This is a genomic window from Streptomyces musisoli (genome assembly GCF_016741855.1).
Lineage (GTDB): Bacteria > Actinomycetota > Actinomycetes > Streptomycetales > Streptomycetaceae > Streptomyces > Streptomyces musisoli.
On sequence record NZ_JAERRH010000017.1, the window covers coordinates 129,108 to 146,382 of the forward strand.

The following is a 17,275-nucleotide window of genomic DNA, read 5'->3' on the forward strand; positions in this document are numbered from 1 at the left end:
CGCTCACTCGATCGGCGTGCCCGGCGCGCGGGCTCGCACCCCGCGCTCGCATGCTTGCGAGCGGGGGAAGTCCGCCGTCCGGAGCCGCCCGCGCGAGCCGTACGGCGGGCACCGGACCTGGCCACCGAAAGGGCGGAGCGTCGATGAGGCTGGTCGTCGATCTCAACAAGTGTCAGGGATACGCACAGTGCGCCTTCCTCGCGCCCGACGTCTTCGCCATGCACGGCGAGGAGTCGCTGATCTACAACCCGCACGCGGACGAGGAGCAGCGGGAGCGGCTGGCGCGCGCCGTCGCCGCCTGTCCGGTGCAGGCGATCACCGCGGACGGCCTGGACCGGACGGACGGATCGGCGGCCGGTCCCCCGCAGGAGGCGTCCGATGGCCGCTGACCAAGTGGAATGGCTCAGGCGCGAGGGCCGGATCGTGATCGTGGGTGCCTCGCTGTCCGGCCTGCGGGCCGCCGAGACCCTGCGTGCCGAGGGCTTCGCCGGTGAGCTGACCCTGATCGGTGACGAGCCGCACGAGCCGTACGACCGGCCGCCGCTGTCGAAGTCCGTGCTGCTGGGCATGGCCTCCCCACAGCACACGGAGCTGCCCCACCGCTGGGAGATCGACGCCAAGTGGCGCCTCGGGGTCGCGGCGTCGGGTCTGGATCCGACGGCCAAGCGGGTCCGGCTGGCCGACGGGGACGAGGTGGAGTACGACCGGCTGCTCATCGCCACCGGGGTCCGCGCCCGGCCGTGGCCGAAGGAGGAGGAGGCCAGGCTGGACGGTGTCTGTCTGCTGCGCACCCGGGAGGACGCGGCCGACCTGTACCGGCGGCTGAAGGCGGGGCCGCGTCGGGTGTTCGTCATCGGCGCCGGGTTCGCCGGTTCGGAGGTCGCGTCGGCCTGCCGGGAGATGGGCATCCCCGTCACCGTGGCGGAGCGTGCGGGGGCACCCCTGGTGGGCGCGCTCGGCGGGGTCGTCGGCGCGGTCGCGGCCGACCTCGCGACCGAGAACGGCGTGGACCTGCGGACCCATGTCACGGTGACCTCGCTGGAGGGCGACCCGGTCGGCAGGGTGCAGGCGGTCCACCTGTCCGACGAGAGTGTCGTCGAGGCGGACGTGGTCGTGGTCTCGCTGGGTTCGCTGCGGAACACCGAGTGGCTGTCCGGGTCGGGGCTGGGCGCCGGTCCCCGGGGCATCGCCTGCGACGCGGGCTGCCGGGCCTTCGACTTCCGGGGCATCGTCACGGACGACGTCTTCGTGGCGGGCGATGTGGCCCGCTCCCCGCACGCGCTGTTCGGCTACCAGTTCCTGTCGCTGGAGCACTGGGGCAATGCCGTCGCCCAGGCGGAGACGGCCGCGCACAACATGATCTGCCACGGCGCCGACCGGCGGCCCCACCTGTGGATGCCGGCCTTCTGGTCGTCGATGTTCGGGGTGAACATCAAGTCGGTCGGGGTGCCGCCCATGGGCGAGCAGCTCATGATCACGCAGGGTTCCCTGGCGGAGCGCCGGTTCGTCGGCGTCTACGGGTACCAGGGCCGGGTCGTGGCCGCGGTGGCCTTCGACAACACGCGGTGGCTGGAGTTCTACCAGCGGCAGATCGAGCAGGGCGCGCCGTTCCCGGTGGAGCACCCGACGGTGGACCGGCGTCCCGAGGGCCGCCGGCCGGTGCCGGCCGACTTCCCGGACCCGTCCCTGCCGACCCACGGCCCCATGGTGACCCTCAGCGGCTACTCACCGGCCGACCAGCAGCTGGTCTTCCATCCCGCCCGCCACTGACCGCCGTCCCCGGCCCCCACGCTCCAAGGACCCGCCATGCCGCACGCCTCGATGATGCGCCAGATCACCGACTTCGCCAACCGCGCCGACCCGTATCCGGTGTACGAGAAACTCCGCGGGACACCGGTCCTCCACGAGGAGGAGGGCGGCCCCTACATCATCAGTTCGTACTACGACATCAAGGCCCTCCTGCACGATCCGCGCATCAGCTCCGACGCCGCCAACCTGACCGCCGCCGGGGACGACGAGCTGGCCCGGTCGGAGGAGACGGGCGGACTGCCGCCGTCGTTCCTGCGTCTGGACCCGCCCGAGCACGACCGGCTGCGGCGCATCGCCAACAGTGCCTTCGGACCGCCGCACCGGCCGCGGCGGATCGAGAGCATGCAGGGCGACATGCGGGAGATCGTCACCGGCCTGATCGACGGTTTCGGGGACGCGCACGAGATCGACCTGGTCGACCAGTTCGCCTACCCCTTCCCGGTGACCGTGATCTGCCGGCTGCTCGGGGTGCCCCGGGAGGACGAACCGCGGTTCCGCGCCTGGGTCGACCCGCTGGTCGCGAGCCTCGACCCCGACACGCGCCAGAACGGGGACGCCGACTTCCAGCAGACGGCGCAGGAAGCCCGGATGCAGCTCGGCATGTACCTGGCCGGGCTGGTCGAGCAGCGCACCAAGGAACCGCGGGACGACCTGCTGTCCGACCTGGTGAACAGCCGGGGACCGGACGGCGCGATGACGATGATGGAGGTGCTGAGCACCTCGGTCCTGCTGCTGATCGCCGGGCACGAGACGACGGTGAACCTGATCACCAACGGCATGCTGACCCTGCTGCGCCACCCGGACATCCTGCGGCGGCTGCGGGAGGAGCCGGGGCTGTCGGTCAGGATCGTGGAGGAGCTGCTGCGGTACGAACCGCCGGTGCAGCTCGTGCCGCAGCGCACGTGCATCGCCGACATCGAGGTGCGCGGGATCACGATCCCCAAGGGTTCGCGGATCTGGCTGGTCCTCGCCGCGGGCAACCGGGATCCGGAGCGGTTCGAGGACCCGCAGCGGTTCGACCCGGACCGCGGGGACATCCAGCACCTCGGCTTCGGCAGCGGCATCCACAGCTGCTTCGGGGCTCCGCTGGCCCGGCTGGAGACCCAGATCGCGCTGTCCGAGCTGGCCCGCAGGCTGCGCGACCCGCGTCTGGTCGAGGACCCGCCGCCCTACCGCCCGAACGCCGTGCTGCGCGGCCCGCGGCATCTGCGCATCGCCTTCGAGGGGCTGGACTGAACCGGGAGCGGCCCGCGGGCCGGTGCCGCCGGCACTCCCGCGCCCGGACCATGGCCGGCCCCCGCCCGGCACCGAGCCGACAGGTGGCGAGCCGGCAGGTGGCGAGCCGGCAGGTGGCGAGCCGAGAGGTGGCGAGCCGACAGATGGCGCACAGTTCCGTCGGGCAGTCCCTCATGGCTCCTGCCGGGCGCCGGAAGGCCGCCTCGGAGCACCGGCGCCTCGACCGGTGGCTCAGCAGCCGCACTCGCCTTCGACGGGCGCCGTCAGCGGGTCGGCGTCCCGGTGCGCCGGGCCCTGCCAGGTCTCGTAGGCGAAGCCCTCGCGTACCCAGTACTCGAAGCCGCCGAGCATCTCCTTGACCTGGTAGCCGAGTTCGGCGAGGGCGAGGGCGGCGCGCGTCGCACCGTTGCAGCCGGGGCCCCAGCAGTACGTCACCACGGGCACGGACTTGTCGAGGAGCTGTTCGGCCTGCTCGGCGATGAGCGAGGTCGGCAGGTGGACGGCGCCGGGGACGTGGCCCTGGTCCCAGGACTCCGTGGAACGGGAGTCCAGGACGGCGAAGCCGGGGTCGCCGCCGGCCGCGAGTGCGGCGGCGACGTCGGAGACGTCGGCGTGGAAGGCGAGGCTCGCACGGAAGTAGGCGGCGGCCTCGGCGGGGGCGGCGGGGGCGACGCGCAGGACGGGGTTCTCGGAAATGGTGTTGATCATGACGGAGAATCTACGGTCCGCGGGCCGCCTCCTGAAGGGATGATCCACGGGCTTCCTCTTGCCCCGCCGGGGATTCCCCTGCTATCCATCCGGGATGACCGTGTATTCCCCGGACGCCGTGGACCGGCGCATTCTCGATGTCCTCCAGCGCGACGGACGGGCCAGTTACGCCGAGCTGGCGCGTGCCGTGTCCATGTCGCCGAGCGCCGTCACCGAGCGGGTCCGGCGGCTGGAGGAAGCCGGTGTGATCCAGGGCTACGCGGCGGTGGTCGACCCCGAGCGGCTGGGCCTGTCGATCCTGGCGTTCGTGCGGCTGCGCTACCCGAACGGCAACTACAAGCCGTTCCACGACCTGGTCGCGGCCACGCCCGAGATCCTGGAGGCGCACCACGTGACGGGCGACGACTGCTTCGTCATCAAGGTCGCCGCGCGGTCGATGTCCCATCTGGAGGAGATCTCGGGGAGGATCGGCGCGCTGGGCTCGGTGACGACCAGCATCGTGTACTCGTCCCCGCTGCCCCGGCGCCCCCTCATGGGCTGACCCGGCGGTCCGCGCCCCGGACCGCGGGGGTCACGGGCCGTCCACGCCCCGCTGGAGGACCCTGGAGCCCGCTCGTCCCTTCACCACCTCCAGCTGCGCATGGATCCGCCGCCGCAGATCGGCGACGTGGCTGACGATGCCGACGCTGCGGTCGCGTTCGCGCAGTGCGTCCAGGACGTCCAGGACCTCGTCCAGGGTCTGGTCGTCCAGGCTGCCGAAGCCCTCGTCGATGAAGAGGGTGTCCAGGCGGACGCCGCCCGCCTCGTCGGTGACGACGTCGGCGAGGCCGAGAGCGAGCGCGAGGGAGGCGAAGAAGGTCTCGCCGCCGGACAGGGTCGCGGTGTCCCGTTCCCGTCCGGTCCAGGCGTCGACCACGTGCAGTCCGAGTCCGCTGCGTCCGCGCCCGGTGCGGTCGTCGGAGTGGACGAGGGTGTAGCGGCCGGCGGACATGCGCTGGAGCCGGACGGTCGCGGCGGCGGCGACCTGTTCCAGACGGGCGGCCAGGACGTACGACTCCAGGCGCATCCTGCGTTCGTTGTCGGCCGAGGTGCCCGCGGTGAGGGCGGCGAGCCGCGCCACCCGGTCGTACTCCTCGCGCAGCGGGGCGAGCTCGCGCACCGCCTCGGCGGCCCGTGCGGAGAGGCGGTCCAGCTCGGTGCAGCAGCGGGCGGCGGCGTCGCGCGCGGAGGCGGCCTCGCGCAGCCGGCGTTCCGCGGTGGCCGCCGCCCGCTCGGCCGTGGCCGGGTCGGCGGGCGGCTGCTGGGCGGCCGCCGCGGTGCCGGACTCGGCGAGGACCGCGCGCACGGCGGCCTCCTCCTGCTGCCAGGCGTCCAGGCGGTGTTGCAGCTCGCGGTGGGCGGCGGGGTCCAGGAGCGCCGCCGCGGCGGCCTGCGGGGTGTCGAAGCCCGCGCGGTAGGCGGCGTCCGCGAGGCGGGCGTCGGCGTCCTTCAGCCGCTGGGCGGCGTCCTCGGCGGCCCGTACGGCGTCGGCGGCCTCGGTGAGCAGCGCCACCCGCCGCTCCAGCTGCGCGGCACGCGCGGCCACGCTGTCGGCGCTCCCCCGGGCCTGCGTCAACTCCGCTTCCAGCTGGCCCCGTTCGCGCTCCAGGGTGTCACGGCGGGTGAGCCGGGAGGCGGCCCGTACGGCGGCCTGCTGACGGTCGGCGAGCCGCTGCTCGCGCTCCTGCTCGGCACGCCGCAGCTCCTCCTGGACGGCGTGCAGGGAGGAGGCCGCGCGGCGGGCGCGGGCGTACTCCTGCTCCAGTTCGCCGGCCTCGGCGGCGAGCCGGCCGGTGGGCGTGTCACCGGCTTCGGCGGTGGCGGCGGCCAGCGCCTCCCGGACCACGCCGAGCCGCCGCTCGTCCTCGGTGTGCTGTTCCTCGGCCTGCCGACAGGCGGCGAGGGCGCGGTCCTCGGTCTCGCGGTCGACGTGTCCGGCGATCTTGCGGGCGGGGGCGGGGTGTTCGGTGGCTCCGCAGACCGCGCAGGGTTCGCCGTCGGTGAGGTGGGCGGCGAGTTCGGCGGCGATGCCGTTCAGCCGCTGCTCCTTGAGGTCGAGCCAGTGGGCGCGGGCGTCGAGCGCGCCCTGCCGGGAGGTGCCCGCGCGCTGCCGGGCCCGCTCGAGGTCGGCGGCGAGCTGGTCGCGGGTGCGGGCCGCGTCGAGCCGCCGCTGCATGGGGGCGCGCTGGACGGCGAGCTGCTCGGCGCGGGTGGCGGCCTCCTGGGCGGAGTCGATGCGGGTCTGGAGGGCCGCGCGGGTGCCGTCCCAGTCGGCCAGCCAGGTGTCGGCCTCGCGCAGGACGTCCTCGTCGACGCGTTCCTGCCGGTCGAGTCCGGCCCGTTCGACGGCGAGTTCGGCGAGCCGGCGTTCGGCGCGCCGGGCCGCGTCGAGGCCGCCCAGTTCCTCCGCGGCCCGGCGGGCGGCGGTGGCGAGTCCGCTCGCGCCGTCGTCGGCGCAGGAGTCGGGGAGCAGTCCGCGCGCGCGTGCCTCGGCCGCGGCGGCCCGGCGGTGTTCCGCCTCGGCGGCCTCCCGCAGCTCCAGCGCCGGTGCGACCGCCTCCGCCTTGCGGGCCCGCGCCATGCGCTCCTGCGCCTCGTGGTGGGCGCCGGCCCGCTCCTGGAGGCCCGCGGCGCGCTGCCGGGCCTCGGTGAACCTGTTCTGGAGGCGGGCGAGTTCGCGTTGCTCGTCCAGGGTGCGCCGGGCCGCCGCGTGGGCGGACTCGGCGGCGGCGAGGCGGCAGCGGGCGACGGTGAGGCGTTCCCGGGCGGTGCTGCGGGCGACGGCGGCGGCGCCGAGGACGGCCTCGGCGAGGCCGGGTTCGCCGGGGGCCGGCTCGGGCAGCTCCATGGCGTCGCCGGCCGCCTGCTGCATGCGGTGGGCGTCGGCGAGCAGGGCTGTGTCGCCCTCGCGCACACGCGCCTCGGTGGCACGGCGGCGTTCGGCGAGGCGCTTCTCGACGTCGGCGAAGCGCTGGGTGTCGAAGAGCCGGCCGAGGAGTCTGCCCCGGGCCTCGGCGTCGGCGCGCAGGAAGCGGGCGAAGTCGCCCTGGGGCAGCAGGACGACCTGGCAGAACTGTTCGCGGCTCATGCCGAGCAGCTGCTCGATCTCGGCGCCGATCTCCTGGTGGGAGCGGCTGAGGTCCTTCCAGGCGGCCGACCCGGCGTCGTACGCGCGCAGCCAGGTCTGGGCCTTGTCGACCGTCATGCCCTTGCCGCGCAGCTTGCGCCGCTCCCACGGGGGCTGCCGGGTGATCTCCAGCCGGCGTCCGGCGACGGTCAGTTCCAGGCGGACCTCGGTGCGGGTGCCGGGCCGGGCGTGGTCGCTGCGCAGGTTCATGCCCTGGCTGCTCTGCCGGGCGCCGGGGACGGTGCCGTAGAGGGCGTAGCAGACGGCGTCCAGGACGGTGGTCTTGCCCGCGCCGGTGGGGCCGTGCAGCAGGAACAGCCCGGCGGCGGACAGCTCGTCGAAGTCGACGCTCTGGGAGCCGCCGAAGGGGCCGAAGGCGGTGATGTCGAGCCGGTGCAGCCTCACCGGGCCACCTCCCGTTCGGCGTGGTCGGCGCGGACGGTGTCGAACGCCTCGCGCAGCACGGCCGCCTCGTGCTCGTCGGGTCCGGAGCCGCGGACATGGGCGACGAAGTCCTGGGCGATCTGCTGGTCGCTGCGGCCCGCGAGGCGGCGGGCGTACGACACGCGGGGGTCGTCCTGGGCCCGATCGGGGTCGAAGACCAGGCTGAGGGTGTGCGGGAAGCGCTCGGTGAGCCGGGCCATGGGTTCGGGCGGGCGGACCGGGTCGGTGAGGGTCGCCTCGACCCAGGCGTCCTCGTGGCGGGTCAGTTCCGGGTCGGCGAGGAGGTCGTCCAGGGTGCCGCGGATGCGGGCGAGCGGGCGCGGCACCGGGCAGTCGACGCGCTCGGCGCCGACGGAGCCGTCCGCGTCCAGGTCGATCAGCCACGTGCTCTTGCGGTGGCCGGCCTCGGAGAAGGAGTAGGCGAGCGGCGAGCCGGAGTAGCGCACGCGCTCGGTGATGGTCTGGCAGCCGTGCAGGTGGCCGAGCGCCACGTAGTCGACGCCGTCGAAGACCCCGGCGGGTACCGCGGCCACCCCGCCGACGGTGATGTCCCGCTCACTGTCGCTGGCCTGGCCGCCGGTGACGAAGGCGTGGGCGAGGACGACGGAGCGGGTGCCCCGCGCGCGCGTGGCGAGGTCGGCGCGGACGCGGTCCATGGCGGCGCCGAGGACGGCCTCGTGGCCGGCCCTGTCGACGGCGAACTCGTCCTTGACCAGGGCCGGTTCGAGGTACGGCAGGCCGTAGAAGGCGACGTCGCCGTGGGCGTCCCGCAGGATCACCGGGGTGCCGGCGGCGGACGGTTCGGTGCGCAGGTGGATGCCGGCGCGGTCGATGAGTCCGGCGCCCACGCCGAGGCGGCGGGCCGAGTCGTGGTTGCCGGAGATCATCACCGTCGGCACACCGAGGTCGGCGAGACGGTGCAGGGCGGTGTCGAACAGCTCGACCGCGGCGAGCGGGGGCACCGCGCGGTCGTACACGTCGCCCGACACGACCACCGCGTCCACCTCGCGCTCACGCACGGTGGTGACGAGGTGACCGATGAACTCGGCCTGGGCACCGAGCAGGTTCGCCCGGTGGAAGGCCCGGCCGAGATGCCAGTCGGACGTGTGCAGCAGTCTCATGAGCCCCGAGACTAACGGCCGGGTCCGACATCACGGCCGGTAACTCCCGTCTTCGTCCCTCCACCCCCTCCGGCCGTGTGGGCGGGCCCCCGCTCCGGCTCCCCTGTCCGCGGCCCCCTCCGGCTCGCGTATCGGCGGCCTCCTCCGGACCTCGCGTATCGGCGGTCCCCGCTCCGGCGGGCCCGGCCGCACCGGGCCGACGGGCCGACGGGCCGCGTCCCGGCCGCAGTCGGGGGTCCGGGATCCGGGGTCCGGGGCTCGGGGTCGGGGCTCGGGGTCCGGGCACAGCATGTTCGAGCCACGGCCACGGGTCCGGCACACCGGGGAAACGTCTCCTCTTTGGTCATCGGCGCATGGGTTCAGGCGACTTTCGGACAATGTGAGAAGAAGCACTCCGAGGTCCACCGCGGTCACCTAGATTGACTGCCCTGTTAGAGCTGGGTTTCGGGGGGAACGACATGGATCCGGTGACGGCCGTGGCAGCGGCGGGAGTGGCACTCGTGGCCAAGGGAGCGCTGGAGACCGCGGGGCAGGAGGCCGGCCGCTCGGGATGGGCCGGCGGCGCCCGTCTGATCGAGCGGATCCGCGCACGATTCCGGGGCAATTCGGACGCGGAGCAGGCTCTGGACCGGGTCACGGGCACCCCGGACGACGAGGCCGCGCAGCAGACCCTGGAGCGGCAGCTCGCGGCGCACATGCTGCTCGACCCGGAGTTCGAGGCCGAGATCAGGCGGCTGGTCGACGAGGCCGTCGCCGCGCAGGGCCGGTCCGGTGCCCAGATCAGCGCCGCGCTCATCAAGAACGCCCAGGTGTTCAACGGCAAGGTCGACGTGCAGGGCAACTGGACGACCTCCTAGCACCGGCGCCGGCGGCGGGCCGACCGGCCGTGCCCGGCCCTGGGCGGCCTGCCGTCCGCCCGCCCTGACACACGGCCGGGGCGCGTACCCGCCGCCTGCCCGCCGCGCGCCCGACGGCCACCGCACCGCAGATTTCGAAGCCGAAGAAGCAGAACCATGAGCGAGGACAGCTCCTCCGAGAGCCCCCGGCCCGGAGCCGGCACCACCGACCGCCCGGACGACCCCTTACGCACCAAGGACAGGAACCCCGCCGAGCGGGACGCGGGCACCGGCCGGGACCCGGCGGAGCCCGGCAGGGAAGACGGCGCGCGGGACACCGGACCACCGCGCGCGGACGCCGAGGAACACGACGGCCCGGTCGGCGAGCGGGACGCCCTGCGCTACCTCACCGAGGGCAGCGGACGCGACGACGCCGAGCGGTCCGAGGCGCTGCGCGCCGGAGCCATCGCCGACGAGATCGCCCGGCGGCTGCACGCCGACGCCTCCGGGACCCGCATCGGCACACTCGCGCTGTTCAACGCGGACGTGAGCTTCGGCGGCGGGCTCCACACCGGCGGCGCCCGGACCGCCGGGCCGCGGCCCGGCGGGGTGTCCGTGCTCGCCATGGACGCGACCGACATCGCCGACCACACCGAGCTGTTCGTCGCCCCCGAAGGCTACGGCGAGGCGTTGGACGCCCTGTGCGAGCAGCGCGTGCTGGTCCTCACCGCGGCGCCGGGCAGCGGCCGCGAGGCCGTCGCCGTGAACCTGCTCGGGGAGGCGCTGGCCATGGACGGCGGCGGCGCGGGCTGCCACCGGCTGCTGACGCCCGCCACCGTGCTGGAGGCGGGCTGGGAGCCGCCCGTGAAGAACTCCGGCTACCTGGCACTGCTCGACGACGGTCCCGCCGCCGACCGCGATTTCACCTCCGCCTTCCTCGGCGGGCACGCCCACGGCACCGCCAGGTGGGCCGCGGTCGTCGCCGCGCTGCGCGCCGCCGGCTGCTTCCTGATCCTGGCCGGCGGTCACGACCTGGACGTCCTCGCGGCCGGACCGGGCGGCGACCAGGTGGCCCGGCACGCGCTCGTCCCGGCCGACCCGCTGGCCATCGTCGAACGGCGGGTGCTCGGCCACGGCGGCAGCGCGGACGCGTACGCCGACCTGCACGCCCTGCTGGAACGCACCGGGGCGGCGACCGCCCTGCGGGAACAGCCCGCCGCCCGCAACGCCGCCCGGCTCGCCTCCGTGATCCGCGCCGACGGCGACGTGACGGCCGCGGTGGCCCAGCTGCGGGACCCGAGCGAGCAGGTACGGGCCTGGTTCAACCGGTACCGGGCGCCGGAGGCGGTGGCCTTCGCACTGGCCGCGGCCGTACTGGAGGAGTGCGGCTACCTCACCGTGGCGGACGCCGCGGCGAATCTGCGCGCGGCCCTCGTCGAGCCCGAACCGGCCCCGCCGGACCTCCGGTTCGGGGACCGGCTCGGACACGAGCAGCAGTGGATCCGGCTCGACCTGCCAAAGGAGGGCGGCTTCGCCCCGCCCCGGGTGCGGTTCCGCAACGCACTGCTCGGGCAGGTCATCCTGGGCTACGCCTGGAACCTGCTGGACGGTCGCCGGGGGGCCGTACTCGACTGGCTGCGCGGCCTGCTGAGCCACCGCGACCTCCAGGTGCGGGCGCGGGCCGCGGTGGCCGCGGGCGTGCTGGCACTGACCGATCCGCACTACGCGGTGCACCGCTTCCTGACGACCTGGGCGGGCAGCACGTCCTGGCCGCTGCGGCAGGCCGCCGCCACCGCCCTCGGTGTCGCGGGCAGCAGGCCGGAGACCGCGGAGGCGGTGTGGGAACTGCTGCACCAGTGGGCACGCGGCGACGCCTCCGCCTACCAGCGCCGCCTGGCCGGCACGGCGGCGAACGCGGTGGGCGGCCTGCTCGGCCGTACGGCCCCGGACCGGGCGGTGGCCGTCCTGCGCAGCGCCCTGGACCGGGAGGACGACTGGGGCACGCTGCCGTCGGTGGCGTGGGGCGGCGTCCACCTCATCCACCAGGGCCGCACCGAGGCCGTCCTGCGGGCCTACCTGGACTGGTCCGAGCCGCAGGACCTGTCGCCCATGGTCGTCAAGTCGCTGTCCGCGTTCGTGTTCGCGGTGTCCCGGCCGTACGAGGAGCCGGTCATCGACACCGCCGGCGACCGCGGCCACGGACGCGTGCCGGGCGTGCCCGTCCTGCTCTGCGAACTGCCGCGGCACCGCGAGCCGCTCGCCGAGCTGTGGGCGCGCGCACTGGCCCGCAGGCCGGTGCAGGACTCCGCGCTGGAGGCGCTGCACTCCTGGATCGACGACTACGCCGGCCGGAGCCCCGGCTCCCTCGACGCCATCGGCGCGCTGCTGGTGTCCGTGGCCCGCAGGCCCGGCCGCCACCGCGAACGGCTCACCTGGTGGCTGGAGAAGTGGGCGCGCGACCGCGAGAAGCCTTCGGCGGGCGCCGCCCGCCTGCTCCGCACGCTCGACCCCGCCCGGTGAGGCCCACCACGGCGGCCGAATCCCCGACAGCACCTGGAAGGAGAGGGGGAGACATGGAGGAACAGACTTACGACCCGGTCCTGAGCAGCGACGACGTGCCCAGGTGGCGGCTGGTGAACCCGCTGCGGCCGCCGGCTCCCGGCCGGGCCCTGGTCCTCGTCCGGGACAGCGGCCCCTCGTTGACGATCCGCAGCGGCGAGGAGATCCCCTCGTCGCGGTTCGGGGCGTACCGCAGCGTCTTCACCGTCGACATGACCGAGCACCGGCTGATCCTGGACATCCCGCTGCTCAGCCGTGACGCCACGTTCTCCTTCCGGAGCCGGGTGGACCTCGTCTGCCGGGTCGCCGACCCGGCGCAGGTGGTCGCGCGCGGCATCCGCGACATGAGCGGCGCGCTCTACGGCTATCTGCGCAAGACGCTTCAGTCGGTCGCCCGGAACCACGACATCGCCGAGTTCCACGAGACGGAGATGGCGCTCAACGCGGCGCTGGCCGGGTTCGGCGGGGACGACGCGATCCGGATGCGCGACATCCAGATCGAACTCCTCGTCGACGAGGACGAGATCGCGGCCAGCGGGCGCGAGTACCGGGACGTCGTGCGCGAGACCCGGCTGGAGGGCATGCGCCGCAGACGGCACCTGGACATGGTCCGTGAGGAGGGCGTCGACGGGCTGATCGCCGCGATCACGGAGAAGGAGGGCCCGCGCGCCGCCCTCGCCTGGATCGAGAAGGGCGAGGCGGAGAAGCGGGAGGTCCGGCGCGAGGTCATGCGCATGGTCCTGGAGCGCGGCGACGCGGACCGGGAGCCGTTCGAGCAGGCGGAGCTGGAGCGGGCGGTGCTGGATGAAGTGCTCCGCGACGGCGACGGACTGTTCGAGACGGCCACCCGGCGCGGCCGGTTGCGCGGCAGCCTCGCACGCGCGTTGGAGCCGGGCGCCGAGGACCGTGACGAGGGCCGCGAGGAGGTCCGGGGCGGGCGCGCAGGCGAACGCGAGCCGCTCAGGGGCGAGGTGGTGCGGGAGCGGTACGGCGACGACACCGGGCGGGTACCGGACGGCCGGCGCCCGCGGGACGAGGACGGCGCGCCCCGCTCACGCCTGTCCGGCACCGGCAGCCGCCGCGCGGCCCCGGCCAAAGCCGCAGGACCGCCCGAGGACGAGCCCCTGCCCGGCGCCGGGGGCGGGCGCACCGACGAACACCGCGCGGGCGGCCGTCCCGGCGACCGCGCCACGGGCTCCGACCGCCGGTACGGCCACCGCGGCGACCCGGGCGCGGCAGGTCGCACGACCGACGACTGGACGGGTGACGGCTGGACGGACCGGGGAACGGGTACCGGCACCGGCGACGACCTCCGCGACGGGTACCGGCCCGGTTACCGCGGCACCGAAGACCGCACCGCCGACCGGCCCGGTTACCGCGGCACCGAAGACCGCACCGCCGACCGAACCGGTGACCGCGGCACCGAAGACCGCACGGCCGACCGCCGCACGGCAGACCGCGGCCGGACCGACGGCACAGGTACCGGCACCGGAGAGCGGGTGGCCGGTGGACGGGCCGGCGAGCGTGATGCGGGTGACGCCGGTCCGCGGGTGAGCCGGGTCCGCGGGACCGCGAAGAAGCACCGGCCGGACACGTCGGGCAGCGACGGGGAGCGGCGATGACCGGCCACCAGGAACACGCGGCGCGGACACCGGCCCCGGGCGGGAGGCCGTCGGGGTATCCGTCCGCCCCGGCCCATGCGTCGGCGGTAGGTGCGGCCCCGCCCGACCCGGCGTCCCGGTCGGCCGTCCAGCCGCCGCCCCCGTCCCCGCACGTGCCGCCCGCGGACATCGCCGCCCCGGCGTCCGGGCCGGACGGCAACGCGGCGGGCCGCCACGTGCCGCAGCGGATCTGGTGCGTCGACCACGACCGGATGGGGCTGCTGGCGTTGTCCGTGTGGACCGAGCGGGTGGCGGGGCGCGGTGAGGACGCGGAGCCGTTCGTCGCCCACCACATGGACAGCGACCAGGGCCTGCTCGCGGTCTTCGACGGATCGGGCGGCGCCGGCGCGGCGCCCGTGTGGCAGGCGTCCGACGGGGAGAGCCGTACCGGCGCCTGGGTGGGCGCGCGGGTGGCGCGGCTGGCCACGGACGTCTGGTTCCACGACGTCGCCGCCGAGGGCGAACCGGCAACGCCGGAGACCCTGCGCGAGTACCTCCGGTTCTTCCTCGGCTACGCCCCGCAGCGGCGCAGCAAGATCAGCGGCACGATGCGCCGTCAGCTGCCCACCACGCTGGCCGCCGTGCACTACCGGCTGGCGGTCGCGCGGGACGAACCGGTGCTGGAGGTCCACCCGTTGTGGGCCGGGGACTCGCGCGCGTACGTGCTGCGCCCCCACGCGGGGCTGCAGGTGCTCACCCGGGACCACACCCGGGAGAGCGACGCGCTGGAGCTGCTGCGCACGGACCCGCCGATGACCAATCTGGTCTGTGCCGACCGGGAGTTCGAGGTCGACAGCCAGCGGCTGACGTATCCGCTGCCCTGTGTGATGGTGACCGCGACCGACGGCTTCTTCGGCTATGTGCACACCCCGGCCGACTTCGAGGCCCTGCTGCTGCGCACCATGCACCGGGCGGGCACCGTCGGCGAGTGGGCCGACCTCATCCGCCGGGAGGTGCAGTCCTACACCGCGGACGACGCCTCGCTCGCCGTCGTCGCCCTCGGCTACCGCGGCTTCTACGATCTGCGGGCCGAGTTCGCCGGGCGTCTGGAGCAGCTGACCGACCGCTACGTCCGCACCCGGCCGCGCGGCCTGGACCGCCACTCCCCCGCCGCCGACGAGGCGGCCGCCGGCCCGGCGGCGCCGCAAGGGGATCCCGCGGACCTGCCGGCCCGGGTCCGCGCCTGGCAGGACGACACCTGGCACGCCTACCGGGCCGGCTACGAGACCCACCTGCCCCCGGCACTCGAGGAGCGCGCATGAAGAAGGGTGATGTCATCGGGGGCTACCGCGTCATCAGCGAGCCCACGAACGCCAACGGCGGGAAATGCATATGGGCGTTCGCCGAGAAGGGGGGCGGCCAGTACTTCGTCAAGCGGTTCCTGGAGCCCAAGCGGCCCCGTGACGACGCGGCCGACTCGCCGAGCGTGCGGATCCGGCGGCAGCTGGCCCGGGAGTTCGAGTCCCGGCACCGCACCATCATGGAGCGGCTGCGCCCGGACGCGCGCGGCGGCGGCAACCTGGTGCTGGCCACCGACTTCTTCCACGAGGGCAGCACCTACTACAAGGTCACGGAGCGGATCGACACCTCCAGCCTGGAGAAGCCGCAGACCCTGGAGCCCCGCCACAAGATGGTGCTGCTGAAGACGCTGGGCAACAGCCTGAAGCAGCTGCACGACATCGACGTCGTGCACGGCGACCTCAAGCCGCTGAACGTCCTGGTGCAGAAGCGGGACGGCGCCGCGTTCCACACCGCGAAGCTGATCGACTTCGACGACTCCTACGTCTCCGGCAAGCCGCCGGAGCCCGACGACATCGCGGGCGACTCGGTCTACGGCGCGCCGGAGTGGCGCCACTACATGCAGCGCGACGAGTCCGTCGGCCCCCGGCATCTGACCTGCGCGGTGGACATCTTCGCGCTCGGACTGATGACCCACCTGTACCTGACGGGTGAACTGCCGCACCACGACAAGCGGTACGGCTCACCGGCCGACGCGGTCAACGCGGGCGAGCTGCTCGATCTGGACCTGCGGCTGTCGGACGAGATGCTCGGTCTGCTGCGCGGCATGACCGCCCGGGCCCCGGGCGGCCGGCCGCGGATCACGACGTTCCTCAAGGCGCTGTCCGACCCGAAGGTGTGTGCCCTTCAGCACCGCCGCCCGGGAACCGCCAAGGGCAGGCCCCCGGCGGGGAAGCCCGCTCCGGCCGGGGACGGCGCCAAGCCGTCCGGGTCGTCCGCGGCCGGCCCGCGCACCAGCCGTATCAAGGCCAAGAACCTCACGTCGGCGTCGCGGCCGCGTACCGGGACACCTGCGCCGGAGCCGCCCCGCACGCCGGCGGAAGCGGACGGTCCCGCGGCCCCGGCGCCCTCCGCACCCGCCGCGCCCTCCGCCCCCGCCGCGACCCCGCCGGCCGCCGAAGCCCCGGTGGAGCGCGCCTCCCGTGTGCGCATCAACCTCGGCGACCGGCGCCGACGGCCCGGTTCGTCCTGATCCGGGTCCACCGACCGAGACACACCGCCCGTACCACCCAGGAGACTCCGTATGAGCAACATCGAGCAGTACCAGGGGAATCTGCAGTACGCCGTCGACATCGTGCTCTGCGTCGACGCGACGGGCAGCATGTTCCCCGTCCTCGACAACGTGAAGTCGAGCGCGCTCCAGTTCCACGACCGGCTCAACGACGTGATGGCGAAGAAGGGCAAGGCGATCAGCCAGCTCCGGCTGAAGGTCATCGCCTTCCGCGACTTCGGCGACGACCCCTCCAGCGCCATCCAGCAGACCGGTTTCCTCCACCTGCCGGGGCAGGCACGGGACTTCGAGGAGTTCGTGCGCGGCATCGACGCCTCCGGCGGCGGTGACATCCCCGAGTCGGGCCTGGAGGCGCTCGCGCTGGCCATCAACTCGCCCTGGGAGCAGGGACTCGACCGCAGGCGCCACGTCATCGTCATGTTCACCGACGCCCCGGCCCATCCGCTGGGCACGCACGCCTCCGCGCCCTCGTATCCGGCGGGCATCCCCGGCGACCTGGACGAGCTGTTCGAGCAGTGGGGGTACGCCCGCAGCCAGACCTCCGTGATGGAGCAGTCGGCGAAGCGGCTGGTGCTCTTCGCGCCGGACCAGGCGCCGTGGTCCGATCCCATCGCCGAGGAGTGGGACCTGACCCTGCACTTCGCCTCCAAGGCCGGTGAGGGTCTGGAGGAGTTCGAGATGGACGAGATCATCGAGACGATCGCGAACAGCCTGTGAGACTGGACTGGCCGGAGTTCGAGCTGGACTGCGACGCCTCGGGCTATCTGACCTTCACCTGGCGACGCTACGGCCGGGTCCGGACGCACGCGCGCCACTGCACCCACCTGCGTCTGCTCCCGCAGGGCTCGGACGGGCTGTCCCGGTGGGTCTTCCAGCTGCGTTTCCCCGAGGGGCCGACGCCCGGACTGCTCGTGGTGCGGGTGGACGTCCCGGCGGACCGGCAGGAGGAGGCGGAGCAGTACGGCGATCTGCTGCGGCGGCGCTACGGCATCCCGGAGCAGGCGCCCGACGCGGAGGAGGAGGCCGGGCTTCAGCGGGTGCCGCTCGATACGGACGAGTGGATGGCCGCGCCCGCGTCCACCGCGTCGGAGGAGCTGTTCGCCGCGGTGACGGCCCGGGTCGACGGCGACACCGGCTGACCGCGCGGTCGTACGCACACGAGAGGGAGGGCGGCACGAGGTGGCGGCATCGGCCAACTGGCGTTG

The 17,275-nt window shown here is 74.4% G+C and carries 14 protein-coding genes; 11 read left to right on the forward strand and 3 right to left on the reverse strand.

Annotated features, from left to right (window positions below; genetic code table 11):
• Positions 1-143: 143 nt before the first annotated feature.
• The 3 genes from JK361_RS31935 to JK361_RS31945 are packed head-to-tail and all read left to right on the forward strand — an operon-like array spanning position 144 to position 3,045.
• Positions 144-389: a ferredoxin gene (locus JK361_RS31935; RefSeq protein WP_201824985.1), complete on the forward strand. Its 246-nt coding sequence runs from the start codon at positions 144-146 to the stop codon at positions 387-389.
• Positions 379-1,770 (forward strand): NAD(P)/FAD-dependent oxidoreductase, encoded by a 1,392-nt coding sequence (locus JK361_RS31940; RefSeq protein WP_201824986.1) that lies wholly within the window; start codon positions 379-381, stop codon positions 1,768-1,770. The genes JK361_RS31935 and JK361_RS31940 overlap by 11 nt, the downstream gene beginning before the upstream one ends.
• A gap of 36 nt (positions 1,771-1,806) precedes the next feature.
• Complete coding sequence (locus JK361_RS31945; protein WP_201824987.1) at positions 1,807-3,045, forward strand: cytochrome P450; 1,239 nt, start codon at positions 1,807-1,809, stop codon at positions 3,043-3,045.
• A 231-nt stretch (positions 3,046-3,276) separates the two neighbouring features.
• Here JK361_RS31945 and JK361_RS31950 read toward each other — a convergent pair whose 3' ends face one another.
• The gene (locus tag JK361_RS31950) at positions 3,277-3,753 is read right to left on the reverse strand and encodes a rhodanese-like domain-containing protein (RefSeq protein WP_201824988.1); all 477 of its coding nucleotides are present in this window, start codon (positions 3,751-3,753) and stop codon (positions 3,277-3,279) included.
• Between the two features lie 94 nt (positions 3,754-3,847).
• Between JK361_RS31950 and JK361_RS31955 the strand changes: the two genes are divergently transcribed.
• Complete coding sequence (locus JK361_RS31955) at positions 3,848-4,294, forward strand: Lrp/AsnC family transcriptional regulator (RefSeq protein ID WP_201824990.1); 447 nt, start codon at positions 3,848-3,850, stop codon at positions 4,292-4,294.
• 30 nt (positions 4,295-4,324) lie between these two features.
• On the opposite strand, the gene JK361_RS31960 is transcribed toward JK361_RS31955, so the two are convergent.
• Positions 4,325-7,324, reverse strand: a complete 3,000-nt coding sequence (locus JK361_RS31960) for an AAA family ATPase (protein WP_201824991.1) — start codon at positions 7,322-7,324, stop codon at positions 4,325-4,327.
• Positions 7,321-8,484, reverse strand: coding sequence for an exonuclease SbcCD subunit D (locus tag JK361_RS31965; protein ID WP_201824993.1), 1,164 nt, complete (start codon positions 8,482-8,484; stop codon positions 7,321-7,323). Before JK361_RS31965 ends, JK361_RS31960 begins: the two co-directional genes overlap by 4 nt.
• 458 nt (positions 8,485-8,942) lie before the next feature.
• Here JK361_RS31965 and JK361_RS31970 point away from each other — a divergent pair, with 458 nt between their 5' ends.
• From JK361_RS31970 to JK361_RS32005, 7 genes are all read left to right on the forward strand, one after another.
• Positions 8,943-9,341 carry a hypothetical protein gene (locus tag JK361_RS31970; protein WP_201824995.1) on the forward strand — a complete coding sequence of 133 codons (399 nt, stop codon included), beginning with the start codon at positions 8,943-8,945 and terminating at the stop codon, positions 9,339-9,341.
• A gap of 156 nt (positions 9,342-9,497) precedes the next feature.
• Positions 9,498-11,840 carry a hypothetical protein gene (locus JK361_RS31975; protein ID WP_201824997.1) on the forward strand — a complete coding sequence of 781 codons (2,343 nt, stop codon included), beginning with the start codon at positions 9,498-9,500 and terminating at the stop codon, positions 11,838-11,840.
• A 53-nt stretch (positions 11,841-11,893) separates the two neighbouring features.
• Complete coding sequence (locus tag JK361_RS42230) at positions 11,894-13,501, forward strand: hypothetical protein (RefSeq protein ID WP_268983202.1); 1,608 nt, start codon at positions 11,894-11,896, stop codon at positions 13,499-13,501.
• On the forward strand, positions 13,498-14,802 hold the full coding sequence (locus JK361_RS31990) for a serine/threonine protein phosphatase (protein WP_236053871.1): 1,305 nt from the start codon (positions 13,498-13,500) through the stop codon (positions 14,800-14,802). The genes JK361_RS42230 and JK361_RS31990 overlap by 4 nt, the downstream gene beginning before the upstream one ends.
• Complete coding sequence (locus JK361_RS31995; RefSeq protein ID WP_201825003.1) at positions 14,799-16,031, forward strand: protein kinase domain-containing protein; 1,233 nt, start codon at positions 14,799-14,801, stop codon at positions 16,029-16,031. The genes JK361_RS31990 and JK361_RS31995 overlap by 4 nt, the downstream gene beginning before the upstream one ends.
• Positions 16,032-16,082: 51 nt before the next feature.
• On the forward strand, positions 16,083-16,787 hold the full coding sequence (locus JK361_RS32000) for a vWA domain-containing protein (protein ID WP_201825005.1): 705 nt from the start codon (positions 16,083-16,085) through the stop codon (positions 16,785-16,787).
• Positions 16,784-17,209 (forward strand): hypothetical protein, encoded by a 426-nt coding sequence (locus JK361_RS32005; protein WP_201825007.1) that lies wholly within the window; start codon positions 16,784-16,786, stop codon positions 17,207-17,209. The genes JK361_RS32000 and JK361_RS32005 overlap by 4 nt, the downstream gene beginning before the upstream one ends.
• The last annotated feature ends 66 nt before the right edge of the window (positions 17,210-17,275 follow it).

What these genes read in the sequence shown, in the direction of transcription:
- JK361_RS31935 (WP_201824985.1), top strand. Translation starts at nt 144, where the DNA reads ATGAGGCTGGTCGTCGATCTCAACAAGTGTCAGGGATACGCACAGTGC.
- JK361_RS31940 (WP_201824986.1), top strand. Translation starts at nt 379, where the DNA reads ATGGCCGCTGACCAAGTGGAATGGCTCAGGCGCGAGGGCCGGATCGTG.
- JK361_RS31945 (WP_201824987.1), top strand. Translation starts at nt 1,807, where the DNA reads ATGCCGCACGCCTCGATGATGCGCCAGATCACCGACTTCGCCAACCGC.
- JK361_RS31950 (WP_201824988.1), bottom strand. Translation starts at nt 3,753, where the DNA reads ATGATCAACACCATTTCCGAGAACCCCGTCCTGCGCGTCGCCCCCGCC.
- JK361_RS31955 (WP_201824990.1), top strand. Translation starts at nt 3,848, where the DNA reads ATGACCGTGTATTCCCCGGACGCCGTGGACCGGCGCATTCTCGATGTC.
- JK361_RS31965 (WP_201824993.1), bottom strand. Translation starts at nt 8,484, where the DNA reads ATGAGACTGCTGCACACGTCCGACTGGCATCTCGGCCGGGCCTTCCAC.
- JK361_RS31970 (WP_201824995.1), top strand. Translation starts at nt 8,943, where the DNA reads ATGGATCCGGTGACGGCCGTGGCAGCGGCGGGAGTGGCACTCGTGGCC.
- JK361_RS31975 (WP_201824997.1), top strand. Translation starts at nt 9,498, where the DNA reads ATGAGCGAGGACAGCTCCTCCGAGAGCCCCCGGCCCGGAGCCGGCACC.
- JK361_RS42230 (WP_268983202.1), top strand. Translation starts at nt 11,894, where the DNA reads ATGGAGGAACAGACTTACGACCCGGTCCTGAGCAGCGACGACGTGCCC.
- JK361_RS31990 (WP_236053871.1), top strand. Translation starts at nt 13,498, where the DNA reads ATGACCGGCCACCAGGAACACGCGGCGCGGACACCGGCCCCGGGCGGG.
- JK361_RS31995 (WP_201825003.1), top strand. Translation starts at nt 14,799, where the DNA reads ATGAAGAAGGGTGATGTCATCGGGGGCTACCGCGTCATCAGCGAGCCC.
- JK361_RS32000 (WP_201825005.1), top strand. Translation starts at nt 16,083, where the DNA reads ATGAGCAACATCGAGCAGTACCAGGGGAATCTGCAGTACGCCGTCGAC.